We start from the raw sequence: 15,164 nt of genomic DNA, 5'->3' as shown, positions 1-15,164 counted from the left end.
GCCCCAACGGCACGCTCCCGGCGACGGGCAAGCCCGACCACGCAGCCCGGCCGGCGTTTGAGGCCGGACACTCCGGCCCACCGCCCGGGGTGCGGTACACCGTGGCACTCCGGCCGCTCCGTGCGACGGGCGCCCCCGACTACCCAGCCTGGCCGGCGTTTGAGGCCGGACACTCCGGTCCACCGTGCGGGGTGGGGTACACCGTGGCACTCCGGCCCGCTCCGTGCGACGGGCGCCCCCGACTACCCAGCCTGGCCGGCGTTTGAGGCCGGACACTCCGGTCCACCGTGCGGGGTGCGGAACACCGTGGCACCCCGGTGCACCGTGCAGCGGAACGGAGCGGGCTGCTCCGGGCGCGGAGTACCGCGGCTACGCCAGGCGCGTCGCGCGGACCTCGCCGTCAGGCGCCGCCAGGTGCACGGGGGTGCCGGGGCCCCCCAGGTCGCGGACGGCGGCCAGGTCGGCGTCCCGGAACTCGGTCGCGTCAGCGACCACCGCCGCCGCCTCCAGGGACTTCGCGCCGCTTGCCACCGCCATCGCCACCGCGGTCTGCAGGGCGCTGAGCCGCAGGGACTCCAGGGCCACGGTGCCCGCGACATACGTACGACCGGTCTCGTCGCGGACCGCCGCGCCCTCCGGGACGCCGTTGCGGGCGCGGGCGCTGCGCGCCAGCGTGACGATCTTGCGGTCCTCGGGGTCGAGTGCGGTGCTCTCAGTCATGCGCCGAGCATATGCGCTGCTGCCGCACATCCGCTGGGTCCGCGGAGCCTCCGCCTCCGCTCTGAGCTGCGAAAACGGGGATCTTGACAGTATCTGATGGGTCATCAGACGTTGCATTTCGCTTCCATTGACTTCTTTTCGCCGCAACCGGTCAATGGCGGCCACCGATTGAAGTGCGTTGAAGTGAAAGGGGGAAGCCCATGGCATCCCTTCGCTCCTCCACCCGAAGACGCCGCTGGGCCGCCACTCTCGGAGTGACCGCCCTCGCCGTGTCCGGGGCCACCGTGCTCGCGCCCGGCGCGCAGGCGCAGGCCCAGGCCGCGATGGCGGCGGTCTCCTTCCCGACCCACTGCGTACCGCCGCCGATCGCGGGCATCCCGCCGATCGACGGCACCACGACCGCCGAGATCACCGTCGACGACGCCACGCCCACGGTCGGCGACACGGTCACCGTCACGTACAAGGTGACCAGCCCGGCCGCGGGCAACCCGGTCGACATCGCCCTACCGGCCGACATCATGACGCCGACCGGCAAGGCCACCCTCGGTGGTGCCCAGACCGGCAGCATCAACGTCACCGGTCCCAAGTCGAACCCGCCGGTCGCCGGCAAGGCGCCGTTCCCGCCGTTCTCGATGACCGGTACGTTCACGGTCACCGCGGCGGGGTCGATCACGCTCTCGCCCGGTGACTACAACATCCACACCAGCTACATCATGGAACTGGACACACCCTGCACGGTGACGAACGCGCCCGCGCCCGTGTCGCTGACGATCGTCGCCAGTCCGCAGACCGTCCCCAACGACCGCGCCATCCAGCTCGGCACCGCGTCCGGTAACCCGGGCGACGCGGTCACCGTCTCCGGCAGCAAGTTCACGCCGGGCGCCACCGTGACCCTGGCGGGACGTTCCGGAGCGACCGAGACCGCAGACAAGACGACGGTCACCGCCGACTCCAACGGCTCGTTCTCCGGACAGCTCACGGTGAACACGCTGGGCACCACCGGCATCGTCGCGTACGAGGGCGACGCCTGGGACTCCAGCAAGGGCGCGGGCCCGGCCGCGTACACCGTCATCGACAACACCCCGATCCCGCCGAACGCGCAGAAGGTCAACGCCTCGGTGGCGGCCGGCACCCTCTCGATGACCCAGGCCGGTGACAGTGTCCAGCTCACCTCGGTCGACTACGGCCAGGGCGGCAACGCCACCGGTGACCTGAACGCGGTGACGGTCAAGGACTTCCGCGGCGGCCCCGCGGGCTGGTCCCTGACCGGCAAGATCACCGACTTCACCGGTCCGGCCGGCACCATCGGCGCGGGCCAGCTCTCCTGGACGCCGTCCTGCACCACCAAGGCCGGCAGCCCGAGCACCTGCGTCCCCGGTTCCGGCGGCACCGTCGGCCTGGCCGGCGCGACCCTGGCATCCACGCCCAACGGCACCGCCACCGGCGGTGAGTTCACCGCGGGCGCGAAGCTGTCGCTGAACGTCCCGGCGTTCACGGCACCGGGCGACTACTCCGGAGTGCTCACGCTCACCCTCTCCTGATCACCAGGCGGGCCGGGCGCGCACCCGGTCGGCCCGCCCCGAACCCCGGGGAATCCGCACCGTGCGACGACTGCCAGCAGCACTGCCCGCACTCCTCCTCGTTCTCGTGACACTGCTGATGTACGGCGGAGCTCCGGCCGCCCACGCCGCCGACAACGGCGAGTGGTCGGTCGAGCCCGCCGCGTCCGGACTCGGCAAACGCCCGTACTTCTATCTCACCGCCGAGCCGGGGGCGACCGTCACCGACACGGTCACCGTCAGCAACAAGACCTCCGGCCCCCTGAACTTCCTGCTGTACGCCGCCGACGCGTACAACACGGAACGGGACGGGGGCTTCGCGGTGCGCACCCGCAAGGAACCGCAGCGCGGCGTAGGCGCCTGGGCCAAGCCCGAACGCGAGAGGGTGACCGTCCCCGCGCACGGCTCGGTCGCCGTCCCCTACACCCTCACCATCCCCGAGAACGCCGAGCCCGGCGACCACCCCGGCGCCCTCGTGGCCCTGGACGAGCGGATCACCAGGGGGGCCGGTGGCTCGGTCGACCTCGGTATCCAGCGGGCCGTGGGCGCCCGGATCTATCTGCGGGTCAACGGTCCGACGATGCCCGCGCTGACCGTCGAGGACGTCACGTACGAGCCGGACCGGCCGCTGGTGCCCGGCACCGGCGAGAGCAGCGCCCTCATCTCGTACACGCTGCACAACCGGGGGAACGTCACCCTCAACCCCAAGGTCGCCCTGCGCGCCGAGGGACTCTTCGGGCGTGCGCTGCTGGCCCGCGATCTCACGAAGATCCCCAGCGAGCTGCTGCCCCGCCAGCGGATCCGGCTCACCGAACGCTGGTCGGGCGCCCCCCAGCTCGACTGGGGCGAGATCGAGCTCACCGCCACCGCCCGGGACGTGCGCGAGTCGGCATCGGTGTCGTTCCTCGCCCTGCCCTGGCTGGTCGCGGGTGTGCTGACGGCAGCGGGCGCCGGAGCGGTGGTGTGGCTGCGGGTACGGCGGGTCCGCCGCCGCCGGATGGCGCCCGGTACGTGAGGTGTGCGCGGCCACCGGATGGCACGCGGTACATGAGGGCTGCCGGGATCAGGGAGAATGGCCCGCATGAGCGTTCACACCCCTGGAACCGATGGACCCGACGTTTCCGGATCCGGAGCCCCGCACCGCGCGGGCTTCGCCTGTTTCGTCGGCCGCCCCAACGCGGGCAAGTCCACCCTCACGAACGCTCTGGTCGGCCAGAAGGTGGCCATCACCTCCAACCGGCCGCAGACCACCCGGCACACCGTCCGCGGTATCGTCCACCGCCCCGATCTCAACGCCCAGCTCGTGCTGGTCGACACCCCCGGACTGCACAAGCCCCGCACCCTGCTCGGTGAGCGGCTGAACGACGTGGTGCGCACCACCTGGGCCGAGGTCGACGTGATCGGCTTCTGCCTGCCCGCCGACCAGAAGATCGGCCCGGGTGACCGCTTCATCGCCAAGGAACTGGCCGAGGTCAGGAAGACCCCCAAGGTCGCCATCGTCACCAAGATCGATCTGGTCGATTCCAAGACCCTCGCCGAGCAGTTGATCGCCATCGACCGGCTCGGCCAGGAGCTCGGCATCGAGTGGGCCGAGATCGTCCCGGTGTCCGCCATCGGCGACAAGCAGGTGAAGCTGCTCGGCGATCTGCTGGTGCCGCTGATGCCCGAGAGCCCGCCGCTCTACCCGGAGGGCGATCTCACGGACGAGCCGGAGCAGGTCATGGTCGCCGAGCTGATCCGCGAGGCGGCGCTTGAGGGCGTACGGGACGAGCTGCCGCACTCGATCGCGGTGGTGGTCGAGGAGATGCTGCCGCGCGAGGGGCGCCCGGCGGACAAGCCGCTGCTGGACATCCACGCCAACGTCTACATCGAGCGCTCCAGCCAGAAGGGCATCATCATCGGCCCGAAGGGCAGCCGCCTCAAGGAGGTCGGCATCAAGTCCCGCAAGCACATCGAGGCCCTGCTCGGCACCCCGGTGTTCCTGGACCTGCATGTGAAGGTCGCCAAGGACTGGCAGCGCGACCCGAAGCAGCTGCGCAGGCTCGGATTCTGAGCCCGCGCCGCTGTTCTACGCGCCCTCCTTCAGCACCCGTGTGATCAGCTTGCGTTGAGCGTCGCTGAGCCGTGGATCGGCGCACTGGACCGTCTCCGGCTCCGACTCCCCGTCTTCCACGGTCAGCTCGTACCGGAACCCGTCCGGCACCCCCGCCGCCGGCATGCCCCGGCCGTCGCGCATCGCCTGCGCGGCCAGGGCGTGCCACTCCCGGGCGTCGGGCCGGCCGCCGGTGTCCACCTCGGCGACCCGTTCGATCCCGGCGAAACCACCTGTGCGTCGTACGCGGATACGCATGGGTATCAGTGTGCGGTCACTCCGACCTGCTGCCAGGACTTCAACACCGCTTCGTGCTCCGTGCCCTCGCCGTAGCGCGCGGCAGCGGCGGCTACCGTCGCCCGCGCGAAGTCGGTGAACGACGCGTCGACCTCCAGGGTCCCGCCGGTCAGCACGTCATACCAGATCTGCCCGGCCCGCTCCCAGGCCTTGCCGCCGAGCTGGGTGGCCAGCAGGTAGAAGGCGTGGTTGGGGATACCGGAGTTGATGTGCACCCCGCCGTTGTCCCGGCCGGTGCGGACGTAGTCCTCCATCGTCCCGGGCTGCGGGTCCTTGCCGAGTACGTCGTCGTCGTACGCCGACCCGGGCTCCTTCATCGAGCGCAGCGCCACCCCCGTCACACGGGGTGCCAGCAGTCCGGCGCCGATCAGCCAGTCGGCCTGGTCCGCGGTCTGGTCGAGCACGTACTGCTTCACGAGCGACCCGAAGACGTCGGACACCGACTCGTTGAGCGCGCCGGGCTGCCCGAAGTACGTGAGGTTCGCCGTGTACTGGGTGAGGCCGTGGGCGAGTTCGTGGCCGATGACGTCGATCGGCACGGTGAAGTCGAGGAAGATCTCCCCGTCCCCGTCGCCGAACACCATCTGCTCGCCGTTCCAGAAGGCGTTCCCGTAGTCCTCGCCGTAGTGGACGGTGGCGATCAGCGGCAGGCCCGCGCCGTCGATCGAGTCGCGCCCGTAGGCGGACATCAGCAGCTCGAAGGTCGCGCCGAGGCCCGCGTACGCGCGGTTCACCGTGGCGTCCTGCCCCGGGTCCTCGCCCTCACCGCGCACCCGGGTGCCGGGCAGTGCGGTGCCGTGCTCCGCGTCGTGGATGGTGCGGCGCGGTCTGCCGGCCGGCTCTTCGGCCGGGCAGGCGGCGGCGCCGATGACCGTCGTCAGACGGCGGCCGGTGCGCTGGGCGGCGTCGGAGACCAGGGTGCGGCGGGCCGCGGCGGAGATGGTCGCGTCCCCGCTGCGGGCCAGCTTGTCGAGCATGTGCGGCGGCACGATGCCGCAGAAGACCGGCGACCGGGACATTCCGGCGCGGGTGGAGGAGTAGTTGTCCATGTCTGGCAATGTGGCACTGGGTCATGGAACTGTCACGAGTTGCGACGACGATTAGCAAAATAGAGTGGTCTGTCACAATTTCCCGTTACCGATCGGTTAGCTGATCAGTCGTCCCGCATACTGAAACGGGACCGCCGCTCCCGCGGAAGCTCCGCTACTCTCGATCGCATCATGCGTTTCGGGCTGCTTCTCCTTAGCTGCCGCGGCGAGGGCCTGTAGTCGTAGGCCGACCCCCTCCCCGCGGAGTCTGGTGCTGCGTTTCGACAGTCGGCCGTCCCCCTCACAGGGACCCACCAAGCCCTCCAGGACCCGAGGAGCCCCACGCAATGTCCCAGTCGCAGTGGATCGGCAAGCCCACCCCGATCACCAACACGACGCACACGCAGCAGCCGTCCGGTATGCCGATCCACAAGTACCGCCCGTACGACGCCGTGGACATCCCGGACCGCACCTGGCCCGAGCAGCGGATCACCAAGGCCCCGCGCTGGCTCTCCACGGACCTGCGCGACGGCAACCAGGCGCTGATCGACCCCATGTCGCCCTCGCGCAAGCGCGAGATGTTCGACCTGCTGGTACGCATGGGCTACAAGGAGATCGAGGTCGGCTTCCCGTCGTCCGGTGAGACCGACTTCGCGTTCGTCCGCTCGATCATCGAAGAGGGCGCCATCCCGGACGACGTGACGATCTCCGTACTGACCCAGGCCCGCGAGGACCTGATCGAGCGCACCGTCGAGTCGATCGTCGGTGCCAAGCGCGCCACCGTGCACCTGTACAACGCGACCGCGCCGACCTTCCGCCGTGTCGTCTTCCGCGGCTCCAAGGACGACATCAAGCAGATCGCGGTGGACGGCACCCGCCTGGTGACGGAGTACGCCGAGAAGCTGCTGGGCGACGAGACCGTCTTCGGCTACCAGTACAGCCCCGAGATCTTCACCGACACCGAGCTGGACTTCGCCCTGGAGGTCTGCGAGGCCGTCTGCGACGTCTGGCAGCCCGGCCCCGGCCGCGAGATCATCCTGAACCTGCCGGCCACCGTGGAGCGTTCCACCCCGTCCACGCACGCCGACCGCTTCGAGTGGATGTCGCGCCGGCTGACCCGCCGCGAGTACGTCTGCCTGTCCGTGCACCCGCACAACGACCGCGGTACGGCGGTGGCCGCCGCCGAGCTGGCGATCATGGCGGGCGCGGACCGTATCGAGGGCTGCCTGTTCGGGCAGGGCGAGCGGACCGGGAACGTGGACCTGGTCACCCTGGGTATGAACCTGTTCTCGCAGGGTGTCGACCCGCAGATCGACTTCTCGCAGATCGACGAGATCCGCCGCACCAGCGAGTACTGCAACCAGATGGAGATCCACCCGCGCCACCCCTACGCGGGCGATCTGGTCTACACCGCCTTCTCCGGCTCCCACCAGGACGCCATCAAGAAGGGCTTCGACGCGATGGAGGCGGACGCGGCGGCCAAGGGCCCCGGCGTCACCGTCGACGACATCGAGTGGGCAGTGCCGTACCTGCCGATCGACCCGAAGGACGTGGGCCGCTCCTACGAGGCCGTCATCCGCGTCAACTCGCAGTCCGGCAAGGGCGGTATCGCCTATGTCCTGAAGAACGACCACAAGCTGGACCTGCCGCGCCGGATGCAGATCGAGTTCTCCCGCACCATTCAGGCCAAGACCGACGCGGAGGGCGGCGAGGTCACGCCCGGCGACATCTGGTCGGTGTTCCAGGACGAGTACCTGCCGCACCCGGACGACGACGGCGCCCGCTGGGGCCGTATCCAACTGCGCAGCGGCCAGACCACGTCCGACACGGACGGCACCGACACGCTGACCGTCGAGGCGGTCGTGGACGGCGCCGACACCGTGCTGTCCGGCACCGGAAACGGCCCGATCTCCGCGTTCATCGACGCGCTGAACACCATCGGAGTCGACGCCCGCGTCCTGGACTACCAGGAGCACACGATGAGCGAGGGCGCGTCCGCGCAGGCCGCGTCGTACATCGAGTGCGCGATCGACGGCAAGGTCCTGTGGGGTATCGGCATCGACGCCAACACCACGCGTGCCTCGCTGAAGGCGGTCATCTCCGCGGTGAACCGCGCGGCCCGCTGACGTCCGCGGTCCCCGCTGCCCCCGAACCCCGTCCACGTTCCGTGGGCGGGGTTCGGCCATGTCTGGCGAACTGTCGCCAGGGTGCTGACGCCGCCTCACCGATGTGGCTAACATCACGTCCACGCGGCGGCTGTTGCCGTGGGGGCGGCCCCTGGCTCCGCCCGGGGGACGTGACGGAGGTGCGACGTGCCGCGATTCAAACCGGGCATCAACGGCATGGTTCTTCTGTATGCCTTCCCGCGGCTCTTCGGTGTGCACGTCTCGTGGACCACGGTCGGCGACGGCGAGTTCTTCTGCCCCGACTGCGGTGGTGACCGCAACTTCCGGCGCCGTACGGGGCGCCGCCGTTTCACGGTTCTCGGCGTCCCCCTGCTCCCGCGCGGTGCGGCGGGCCCCGTCGCCGAGTGCACCGACTGCCAGACGCACTTCGGCACGGAGGTACTCGACCACCCCACCACCGCCCGCTTCTCCGCGATGCTGCGCGACGCCGTCCACACGGTCGCCCTCGCCGTCCTGGCCGCCGGCGGCACCGGGTCCCGCACGGTCACGGAGACCGCGGTGGCCGCGGTGCGGGCGGCGGGCATCCCCGACTGCACGGAGGAGCAGCTCACCGCGATGATCGAGGCGCTGGCGGCCGACACCGGCCGTTTCGTCACGGACACGGAGCCGTGCGGTGCGGCGCTCGCGATCGAGCTCCACGAGGCGCTGGAGCCGCTCGCTCCGCACCTGGCGGCTGCGGGCCGCGAGTCGATCCTCCTCCAGGGCGCACGGATCGCCCTGGCCGACGGCCCGTACACCCCAGCGGAACGGGAGGTCCTGGCGACCGCGGGCAACGCGCTTGCGCTCGACGCGGACGACACGGAGCGCCTCCTCGCCGCCGCGAGGACACCATCCCCCTGACGGCGCCCCGCACCCCGTGGTGCCCCGGGTACGGGTGGCCCCGACCACTCAGCCTGGCTGGCGTTTGAGGCCGGATACTCCGGTCTACCGTGCGGGGTGGGGTGCGCCGTGACACCCGGCGTCTCGGGTACGGGTGGCCCCGACCTTCCAGCCTGGCCGGCGTTTGAGGCCGGACACTCCGGTCCACCCGTGCGGGGTGGGGTGCACCGCGGCACTCCGGCCGCTCCGTGCGACGAGGCGACCCCGACTACCCAGCCTGGCCGGCGTTTGAGCCGGATACTCCGGTCCACCCGTGCGGGGTGGGGTGCACCGCGAAACCCCGTGCCCCGTGCGACGGGGCACCACGGGTGCGGGGACGCGGGGGCCCGGTACTCCCCGGGGAGTAACCCCGCGTACCCGCGACACCCCTGGCAGTATCCCCGGCTCGCCCCTGAGTCCGACGATTCGCACCCCCTCCCAGCGAGACGCTGGTCGCACACCGACAGCCCGTCGAGAGGGGAAGACCCCATGGGGTCCGTGACACCACCCGCCATCCCGCCGGAGGCGCGAAGTGCGCGAAGTGCGCGGAGGCAGCAGCCTCCGCAGCCCCCACCGCGCCGCCCCCGCGCGCCTCGCGCGTCCCGCGGGCAACGCGCACTGCCCTGGGCGATCCTCGTGCTCTGGATCGCCCTCACCGCGCTCGCCACGCCGTTCGGGCAGAAGCTCACCGACGTCAAGCGCGACGGCATCGTGGACTACCTCCCGGACAGTGCCGACTCCACCCACGCCGCCCGGATCGAGCAGCAACTACCGGGCGGCGAAGGCGCGGAGGTCGTGGTCGTGTACCGGCGCGACGGTGGGCTGACCGTCGAGGACCGGGCCGCGGCGACCGCCCAGACCGCCGGGATCGCCGCGGCGCACAAGCTCACCGCCCCGCCGCGCGGTATCCCGTCCGAGGACGGCACCACGCTTATGTACCCGGTCGCGACCACCGTGCCCGGAAACGTCAACCTCGCGCGGAACGCCTTCGTCGACGCCGTGCGCGAGAAGGTCAGCGGGGGCGACGGGCTCGACGTCCAGGTCGGCGGGCCCAGCGCGCTGCAACGCGATATGGAGGAGGTCTTCGAGTCCGTCGACGGCACCCTGATGATGGTCACCGCGCTGGTCGTCGCCGTCCTGCTGATCCTCACCTACCGCAGCCCCTTCCTGTGGCTGCTGCCGCTCGCCGTCGTCGGCGTGGCCGCCGTCGCCAGCCAGGCGCTGATCTACGGGCTGGTCCAGGGCTTCGGACTCACCGTGAGCAGTCAGAGCTCGGGCATCATGACCGTGCTCGTCTTCGGCGCGGGCACTGACTACGCGCTGCTGCTCGTGGCCCGCTACCGCGACGAACTCCGGCGTATCGAAAGCCCGCACGAGGCGATGTGGGCCGCGTTGCGCGGCTGCGGCCCCGCGGTGCTGGCCTCGTCGGGCACGGTCGCGGCCGGGCTGCTGTGTCTGCTGGCCGCCGATCTCAACAGCGCTCGTGGCCTCGGACCGGTCGGTGCGATCGGCGTGGTGTGTGCGCTGGCTGCCATGATGACGCTGCTGCCCGCGCTGCTCGTGCTGCTCGGCCGCCGGGTCTTCTGGCCGCTCGTCCCCCGCTACGGCAGTGAGGAGGAGGCCGGCGCCGGGCGCAGTGGTGTGTTCGCCGCGATGGGCGGTGTCGCGGCCCGCCGCCCGGTCGCCGTGCTCGCCGGCGGTGCGGTGCTGCTCGGGGCCCTGGCGCTCGGCATGTTCAACCTGCCCGGCAGCCTCAAGCAGGAGGACGGGTTCACCGAGCGGCCCGAGTCCGTATCGGCGATGCGTACGCTCGCCGACGCCTACCCCGACCGCGCCAGCCAGCCGATCCTGGTGATGGCACCCGCGAGCGCCGCGGACCGGACGTCCGCCGAGGCCCGCGCGACCAGCGGGGTGGCCGCCGTCGAGCCGGGCCGTACGGCGGACGGCTGGACTGAGTTCAGCGTGTACGCGAAGGACGCTCCCGAGTCGGCGGGCGAGCGCGCCACCATCGAGGCCCTGCGCGCGAACCTGGACCCGGACGGGGCGTACGTCGGCGGGCCGAGCGCCCAGCAGATGGACCTGGAGGACACCAACGCCCGCGACACGGCGGTCATCGTCCCGCTGGTGCTCGCCGCCGTGCTACTGGTCCTCATCGCGCTGCTGCGCAGCCTGGTCGCGCCGCTGATCCTCATCGTCGCGGTCGTCGCGGTCTGGGGTGCGGCCCTCGGCATCGGCGGGCTGCTCTTCGGACCTGTCCTCGGCTTCGCCGGGATGGACCCCGGACTGCCGTTGCTGTCCTTCGTGTTCCTTGTCGCGCTGGGCGTCGACTACGGCATCTTCCTGATGCACCGGATGCGGGAGGAGGCCCTCGCCGGGGCTCCGCCCCGGGACGCGGCGCTCACCGCGCTGCGCACCACGGGAGGCGTCATCGCGTCGGCGGGCATCGTGCTGGCGGCCACCTTCGCGGTGCTGGCGACCCTTCCGCTGGTCGCACTGGTGGGCATGGGCGTTGTCGTGGCGGCGGGCGTGCTGCTGGACACGTTCCTCGTCCGCACCTATCTGGTGACCAGTGCGAGTCTGCTGCTCGGACGCCGGGTCTGGTGGCCCGGCCCGCTCAGTCGAGGCGGCGGCACACCGCGAGAATAGAGGCCGTTCAGGGCAGGGAGTGGGAAAGCAGGAGGGGAGCGGGGAATGGCGGGACGCCTGACCGTGGCCGTCGCGCGGGCATTGGCCGCATACGCCGACGATGACGCGGAGGCACCCCGTCCCCGACTGGGTGAGCGTGTGCTCACCGCCGTCAGCCGCGATCCGCTGACCGCGCCGCGCCGCCTGCGCCATGACGCGCTGATCGCCCTCGGCGCGGGCGCCGTCACCGTCGCGCTCGCCCTCACCGTCGGCAGCGGACGGACCCCCGACCTGCTCGGCTGGCTGCTGCTCGGCGCCGGGACCGCACCGCTTGCCTGGCGCCGCAGGCGCCCCGTCCTCGTCCTCGCGGCGGTGCTGGCCTGTGCGGTGGCCTACCACGCGGCCGACTACACCCATGCCGCGCCGCATCCGGCCACGGTGCTCGCTCTCTACACCGTGGCCGCCACGGCACGTCCGCTGCTCACCTTCGTCATCGGCGCCGGAGTCATCGGCGCCACCCTCGCGGTGATGTTCCGGGTCGGCACCGTGGAGGGCGCGGGGGCCCTGTGGGCGTCCGGATGGATCCTCGCGGTGCTGATCTTCGGCGTGGACGTACGCACCTACCGCCGCTATATCGCCTCCGTGGTGGCCCGCGCCGAACGCGCGGAACGGACCCGGGAGGAGGAGGCCGCGCGGCGCGTCGCGCAGGAGCGGCTGCGGATCGCCCGCGATCTGCATGACCTCCTCGCACACAGCATCACGCTCATCGGTGTACGGACGGCGGTCGCCTCGCACGTACTGACCGCCGACCCGGACCGGCTGGACCGTGCCGCCGTCGCCACCGCGCTGGACGAGATAGCGGAGACCTGCCGTACCGCCCGCCAGGAGCTGCGCACCACGCTTCAGGTGCTGCGGGACGAGGAGGGGCAGGGCGACGGCCCGCTGCCGGGGCTGGAGGCGCTGCCGGCGCTGGTCCGTGCCGCGGGTGCTGAACTGGAGATACGCCCGCCGACGCTGAGCGTCGCCGCGGCCACCGGCGCCGCTGTCTACCGCATCGTCCAGGAGTCCCTGACCAACGCCGTCCGCCACGCGGGCCCTGACGCACCGGTACGGGTCACCGTCGCCGCCGATGACCCGGCCGGTCCGGTGCGGCTCACCGTGACCGACGACGGCGTACCGCAGCCGGCGGCCGGGGGCGCGCCGGGCGCCGGCTTCGGTATCGCGGGTATGCGCGAACGGGCGCGCAGTGCCGGCGGTACGTTGTCGGCGGGACCGCGCGAGTGCGGCGGGTTCGAGGTCGCGGCGGTGCTGCCGCTCAAGGCGGGGGAGCCCACAGCATGACCGAGCCGGTGATCCGTGTACTGCTCGCCGACGACCAGACCCTCGTACGCGCCTCGTTCGCGATGCTGATCGAGTCGGCACCGGGCATGGAGGTCGTGGCCCAGGCGGGCACCGGTCGCGAAGCCGTCGCCCTGGCCCGCTCCGAGCGCGCCGACGTGGTCATCATGGACATCCGGATGCCCGAACTCGACGGTATCGAGGCCACCCGGCGGATCGCCGCGGATGACGACCTCGCGGGTGTCAAGGTGCTGGTCCTGACGACGTACGACACCGACGAGCACATCATCGACGCCCTGCGCGCGGGTGCGTCCGGCTTCCTCGTCAAGGACATCAGGCCGGCTGACCTGCTCGCCGCGATCCGGACCGTCGCGTCCGGCGAAGCCCTGCTGTCCCCCGGGCCCACGGCCCGTCTTATCGCCCGGGTCCTCGCCACCCCGGACACCCCGAGGGCGGCGGCCGGCCCCGACGGCCTCTCCGAGCGGGAACGCCAGGTCCTCACCCTGGTCGCCCGTGGCCTGAACAACACCGAGATCGCCGAGGGCCTCGGCCTCAGTCCGCTGACCGCGAAGACCCATGTCAGCCGGATCATGGGCAAGCTCGGGGCCCGGGACCGTACCCAACTCGTCGTCATCGCGTACGAGTCGGGGCTGGTGGTCGCCGGCTGCTGAGCGCGCCGACCGCCCCTGCGACCATAGCGGGACAATGCACCCCAAGTGCCACTGACTCGGGCGCGATGATGTCAACTCTTTGTGAATATCAGCGCATTGAAGGCATCGGACTGTGACGGAGCGGTGTGAGCATGCCATGCTTCGGCCGAGTTCATTACTCCCGAGTAATGAAGCCACCCCCCATCACATCTCGCCGGAGGCCACCCGTGCGTGCCCTCACCAGGAGATTCCTGGTCCCTGTCGCCCTGACGACATTCGCCCTCACCGCGAGCGCATGCTCCGCACCATCCAACGCGACCGGCTCCGGCGCCGGTCCCACCCCTGTCGCCGAAGCAGCGGCGGCCGGCGACTCCCAGCAGCTCGATGTCACCGCCGCGCCCACCGGCACCGCCACGCCGACGGCCGTCGCCGCGGCGGGCAGCAGGGGGAGCGGCGCCAAGAAGACCGCGCTGAAGGTCGCCGCGTACGACAAGAGCACCGGACGCGCCGTCATATCCAGGCTGCCGAAGCGCTCTCCCGGCTCCGATCCTTCCGACCTCTCCGCCGAGCCCACCACGGGCTCCACGGATAGTCCCTCCGCCAGTCCTTCCGGGAGCCCCTCCGGGGGCCCTGAAGCCCCCGTCCGGACCGGCGACATCATCGCCAGCGCCCCCGCCCCCGGCGCCCCCGACGGGCTGCTCGCCGAGGTCACCGAGGTCGTCAACGAGACCGAGCAGGGCACCGAGGTCCGCACCAAGCCGACCACCCTCAACGCGGTCCTGGACGACGACAAGGCCGATGGCGAGGTCCCCGTCGACCCGTCCACGATGGACGTCGAACCCCTCGTCAAGGGCGTCAAGTTCTCCTGGGCCAAGCCCGGCGGTATCACCTTCGGTCCCAACGGCGCCAAGTTGCCGCTCGGCAGCCTGCGCCTCGATGTCGGCACCTCCATCGCCACCGCGAAGGACGCGCCCGCGTCCGCCGCCGCGTCCGTGTCCGGCTTCGTCCAGCTCTCCCCGCAGGTGGAGTTCTCGTACGACGGCAGCGGCAACGGCAAGGTCGGCAAGTCCACCCCGCGTGGCGCTTTCCTCGGGCTGACCGGTGACTGGGACGCCCAGTGGCAGCTCAAGGGCCGTGCGTCGGGTGAGGTCAAGCAGCGCATCCCGTTCGCCAAGCTGCATGCCGACCCGGTGATCCAGGTCGGCCCGGTGCCGGTCGTCGTCAACCTCGACCTCACCTGCTACATCCAGGTGGAGGCGGACGGCCGTATCACCCTGGACGTCGAGCAGAAGGTGAACGGCGACTTCCGCGTCGGCGGCAGCTACAGCCGCGCTGACGGCTGGAAGCCGGTCAGCACCTCCGAGGTGAAGGGCACCCCCGTCACCGCCACCGTCACCGCCGGCGGCCAGGCGAAGGCCGTGCTCGGTGCGGAGGCGTCCGTCGGCCTCTACGGATTGGTCGGCGTCAGCGCCGAGTTCGCGCCCTACCTGCGCGGCGAGGCAGCCGCGACCGCCACCGCCTCATCTAACGGCAAGGCGTCGATCGTCGGCAGCTGGGCCCTCTACGGGGGCTTCGACCTGAACGGCAACCTCCAGCTCCAGCTCTCCATCTTCGGTACGCCGATCTTCACCAAGCGCATCCCGCTGGGCAGCCTGCACCGTGAATGGACCCTGGTGAGCGGCAAGGGAAGCGCCTCCACATCCGGCTAGTCCCGGCCAGTTCCGACCAGTCCTGAACAGACGGCGGCGCCCCCGCCCCCCCGCGCGGAGAGGGGGGGCTGGGCGGCCGAAAGCGGCGGCCGCCGCCCCCAC

The 15,164-nt window shown here is 71.4% G+C and carries 12 protein-coding genes; 9 read left to right on the top strand and 3 right to left on the bottom strand.

Translation table 11 applies throughout. The annotated features are described in order from the left end of the window. Nucleotides 1–369: 369 nt before the first annotated feature. On the bottom strand, nucleotides 370–720 hold the full coding sequence (locus ACFWI9_RS28245) for a cytidine deaminase (RefSeq protein ID WP_387166254.1): 351 nt from the start codon (nucleotides 718–720) through the stop codon (nucleotides 370–372). A 200-nt stretch (nucleotides 721–920) separates the two neighbouring features. On the opposite strand from ACFWI9_RS28245, the gene ACFWI9_RS28240 reads away from it, so the two are divergent. The 3 genes from ACFWI9_RS28240 to era all read left to right on the top strand — a co-directional run bounded on the left by ACFWI9_RS28240 (nucleotide 921) and on the right by era (nucleotide 4,332). Next, nucleotides 921–2,261 carry a beta-xylosidase gene (locus tag ACFWI9_RS28240; protein WP_387166252.1) on the top strand — a complete coding sequence of 447 codons (1,341 nt, stop codon included), beginning with the start codon at nucleotides 921–923 and terminating at the stop codon, nucleotides 2,259–2,261. Nucleotides 2,262–2,322: 61 nt separating this feature from the next. Continuing rightward, a complete protein-coding gene (locus tag ACFWI9_RS28235) occupies nucleotides 2,323–3,294 on the top strand; it encodes a WxL protein peptidoglycan domain-containing protein (RefSeq protein ID WP_387166250.1) in 972 nt (323 codons plus the stop codon). 57 nt (nucleotides 3,295–3,351) lie between these two features. Further along, nucleotides 3,352–4,332, top strand: a complete 981-nt coding sequence (era, locus tag ACFWI9_RS28230; RefSeq protein WP_387166248.1) for a GTPase Era — start codon at nucleotides 3,352–3,354, stop codon at nucleotides 4,330–4,332. Between the two features lie 15 nt (nucleotides 4,333–4,347). On the opposite strand, the gene ACFWI9_RS28225 is transcribed toward era, so the two are convergent. Both ACFWI9_RS28225 and ACFWI9_RS28220 read right to left on the bottom strand, forming a co-directional pair. Further along, the gene (locus ACFWI9_RS28225; protein WP_387166246.1) at nucleotides 4,348–4,629 is read right to left on the bottom strand and encodes a protealysin inhibitor emfourin; all 282 of its coding nucleotides are present in this window, start codon (nucleotides 4,627–4,629) and stop codon (nucleotides 4,348–4,350) included. Nucleotides 4,630–4,634: 5 nt separating this feature from the next. Beyond that, nucleotides 4,635–5,717, bottom strand: a complete 1,083-nt coding sequence (locus tag ACFWI9_RS28220) for a M4 family metallopeptidase (RefSeq protein WP_387166244.1) — start codon at nucleotides 5,715–5,717, stop codon at nucleotides 4,635–4,637. Nucleotides 5,718–6,043: 326 nt separating this feature from the next. On the opposite strand from ACFWI9_RS28220, the gene leuA reads away from it, so the two are divergent. The 6 genes from leuA to ACFWI9_RS28190 all read left to right on the top strand — a co-directional run bounded on the left by leuA (nucleotide 6,044) and on the right by ACFWI9_RS28190 (nucleotide 15,062). Beyond that, on the top strand, nucleotides 6,044–7,822 hold the full coding sequence (gene leuA, locus ACFWI9_RS28215) for a 2-isopropylmalate synthase (RefSeq protein WP_387166242.1): 1,779 nt from the start codon (nucleotides 6,044–6,046) through the stop codon (nucleotides 7,820–7,822). Between the two features lie 216 nt (nucleotides 7,823–8,038). Next, nucleotides 8,039–8,722, top strand: a complete 684-nt coding sequence (locus ACFWI9_RS28210; RefSeq protein ID WP_387166256.1) for a TerB family tellurite resistance protein — start codon at nucleotides 8,039–8,041, stop codon at nucleotides 8,720–8,722. Between the two features lie 654 nt (nucleotides 8,723–9,376). After that, entirely contained in the window at nucleotides 9,377–11,386 is a 2,010-nt protein-coding gene (locus ACFWI9_RS28205; RefSeq protein ID WP_387166241.1) for an MMPL family transporter, read from the top strand. Between the two features lie 45 nt (nucleotides 11,387–11,431). After that, nucleotides 11,432–12,706, top strand: coding sequence for a sensor histidine kinase (locus ACFWI9_RS28200; RefSeq protein WP_387166239.1), 1,275 nt, complete (start codon nucleotides 11,432–11,434; stop codon nucleotides 12,704–12,706). Then, on the top strand, nucleotides 12,703–13,374 hold the full coding sequence (locus tag ACFWI9_RS28195; protein ID WP_387166237.1) for a response regulator: 672 nt from the start codon (nucleotides 12,703–12,705) through the stop codon (nucleotides 13,372–13,374). The genes ACFWI9_RS28200 and ACFWI9_RS28195 overlap by 4 nt, the downstream gene beginning before the upstream one ends. A gap of 206 nt (nucleotides 13,375–13,580) precedes the next feature. Further along, entirely contained in the window at nucleotides 13,581–15,062 is a 1,482-nt protein-coding gene (locus ACFWI9_RS28190) for a hypothetical protein (RefSeq protein WP_387166235.1), read from the top strand. Nucleotides 15,063–15,164 lie beyond the last annotated feature (102 nt).

Origin of the sequence: Streptomyces sp. NPDC127084 (genome assembly GCF_042724175.1) — a bacterium.
Classification (GTDB): domain Bacteria; phylum Actinomycetota; class Actinomycetes; order Streptomycetales; family Streptomycetaceae; genus Streptomyces.
Note: the sequence above shows the minus strand (reverse complement) of the source record. Positions and strands in the feature narration are given on the sequence as shown.

Excerpts from the sequence above, each read along its gene's own strand:
- ACFWI9_RS28200 (WP_387166239.1), top strand. The coding sequence starts at position 11,432 with ATGGCGGGACGCCTGACCGTGGCCGTCGCGCGGGCATTGGCCGCATAC.
- ACFWI9_RS28195 (WP_387166237.1), top strand. The coding sequence starts at position 12,703 with ATGACCGAGCCGGTGATCCGTGTACTGCTCGCCGACGACCAGACCCTC.
- ACFWI9_RS28240 (WP_387166252.1), top strand. The coding sequence starts at position 921 with ATGGCATCCCTTCGCTCCTCCACCCGAAGACGCCGCTGGGCCGCCACT.
- ACFWI9_RS28245 (WP_387166254.1), bottom strand. The coding sequence starts at position 720 with ATGACTGAGAGCACCGCACTCGACCCCGAGGACCGCAAGATCGTCACG.
- era (WP_387166248.1), top strand. The coding sequence starts at position 3,352 with ATGGCCCGCATGAGCGTTCACACCCCTGGAACCGATGGACCCGACGTT.
- ACFWI9_RS28210 (WP_387166256.1), top strand. The coding sequence starts at position 8,039 with ATGGTTCTTCTGTATGCCTTCCCGCGGCTCTTCGGTGTGCACGTCTCG.
- leuA (WP_387166242.1), top strand. The coding sequence starts at position 6,044 with ATGTCCCAGTCGCAGTGGATCGGCAAGCCCACCCCGATCACCAACACG.
- ACFWI9_RS28220 (WP_387166244.1), bottom strand. The coding sequence starts at position 5,717 with ATGGACAACTACTCCTCCACCCGCGCCGGAATGTCCCGGTCGCCGGTC.
- ACFWI9_RS28225 (WP_387166246.1), bottom strand. The coding sequence starts at position 4,629 with ATGCGTATCCGCGTACGACGCACAGGTGGTTTCGCCGGGATCGAACGG.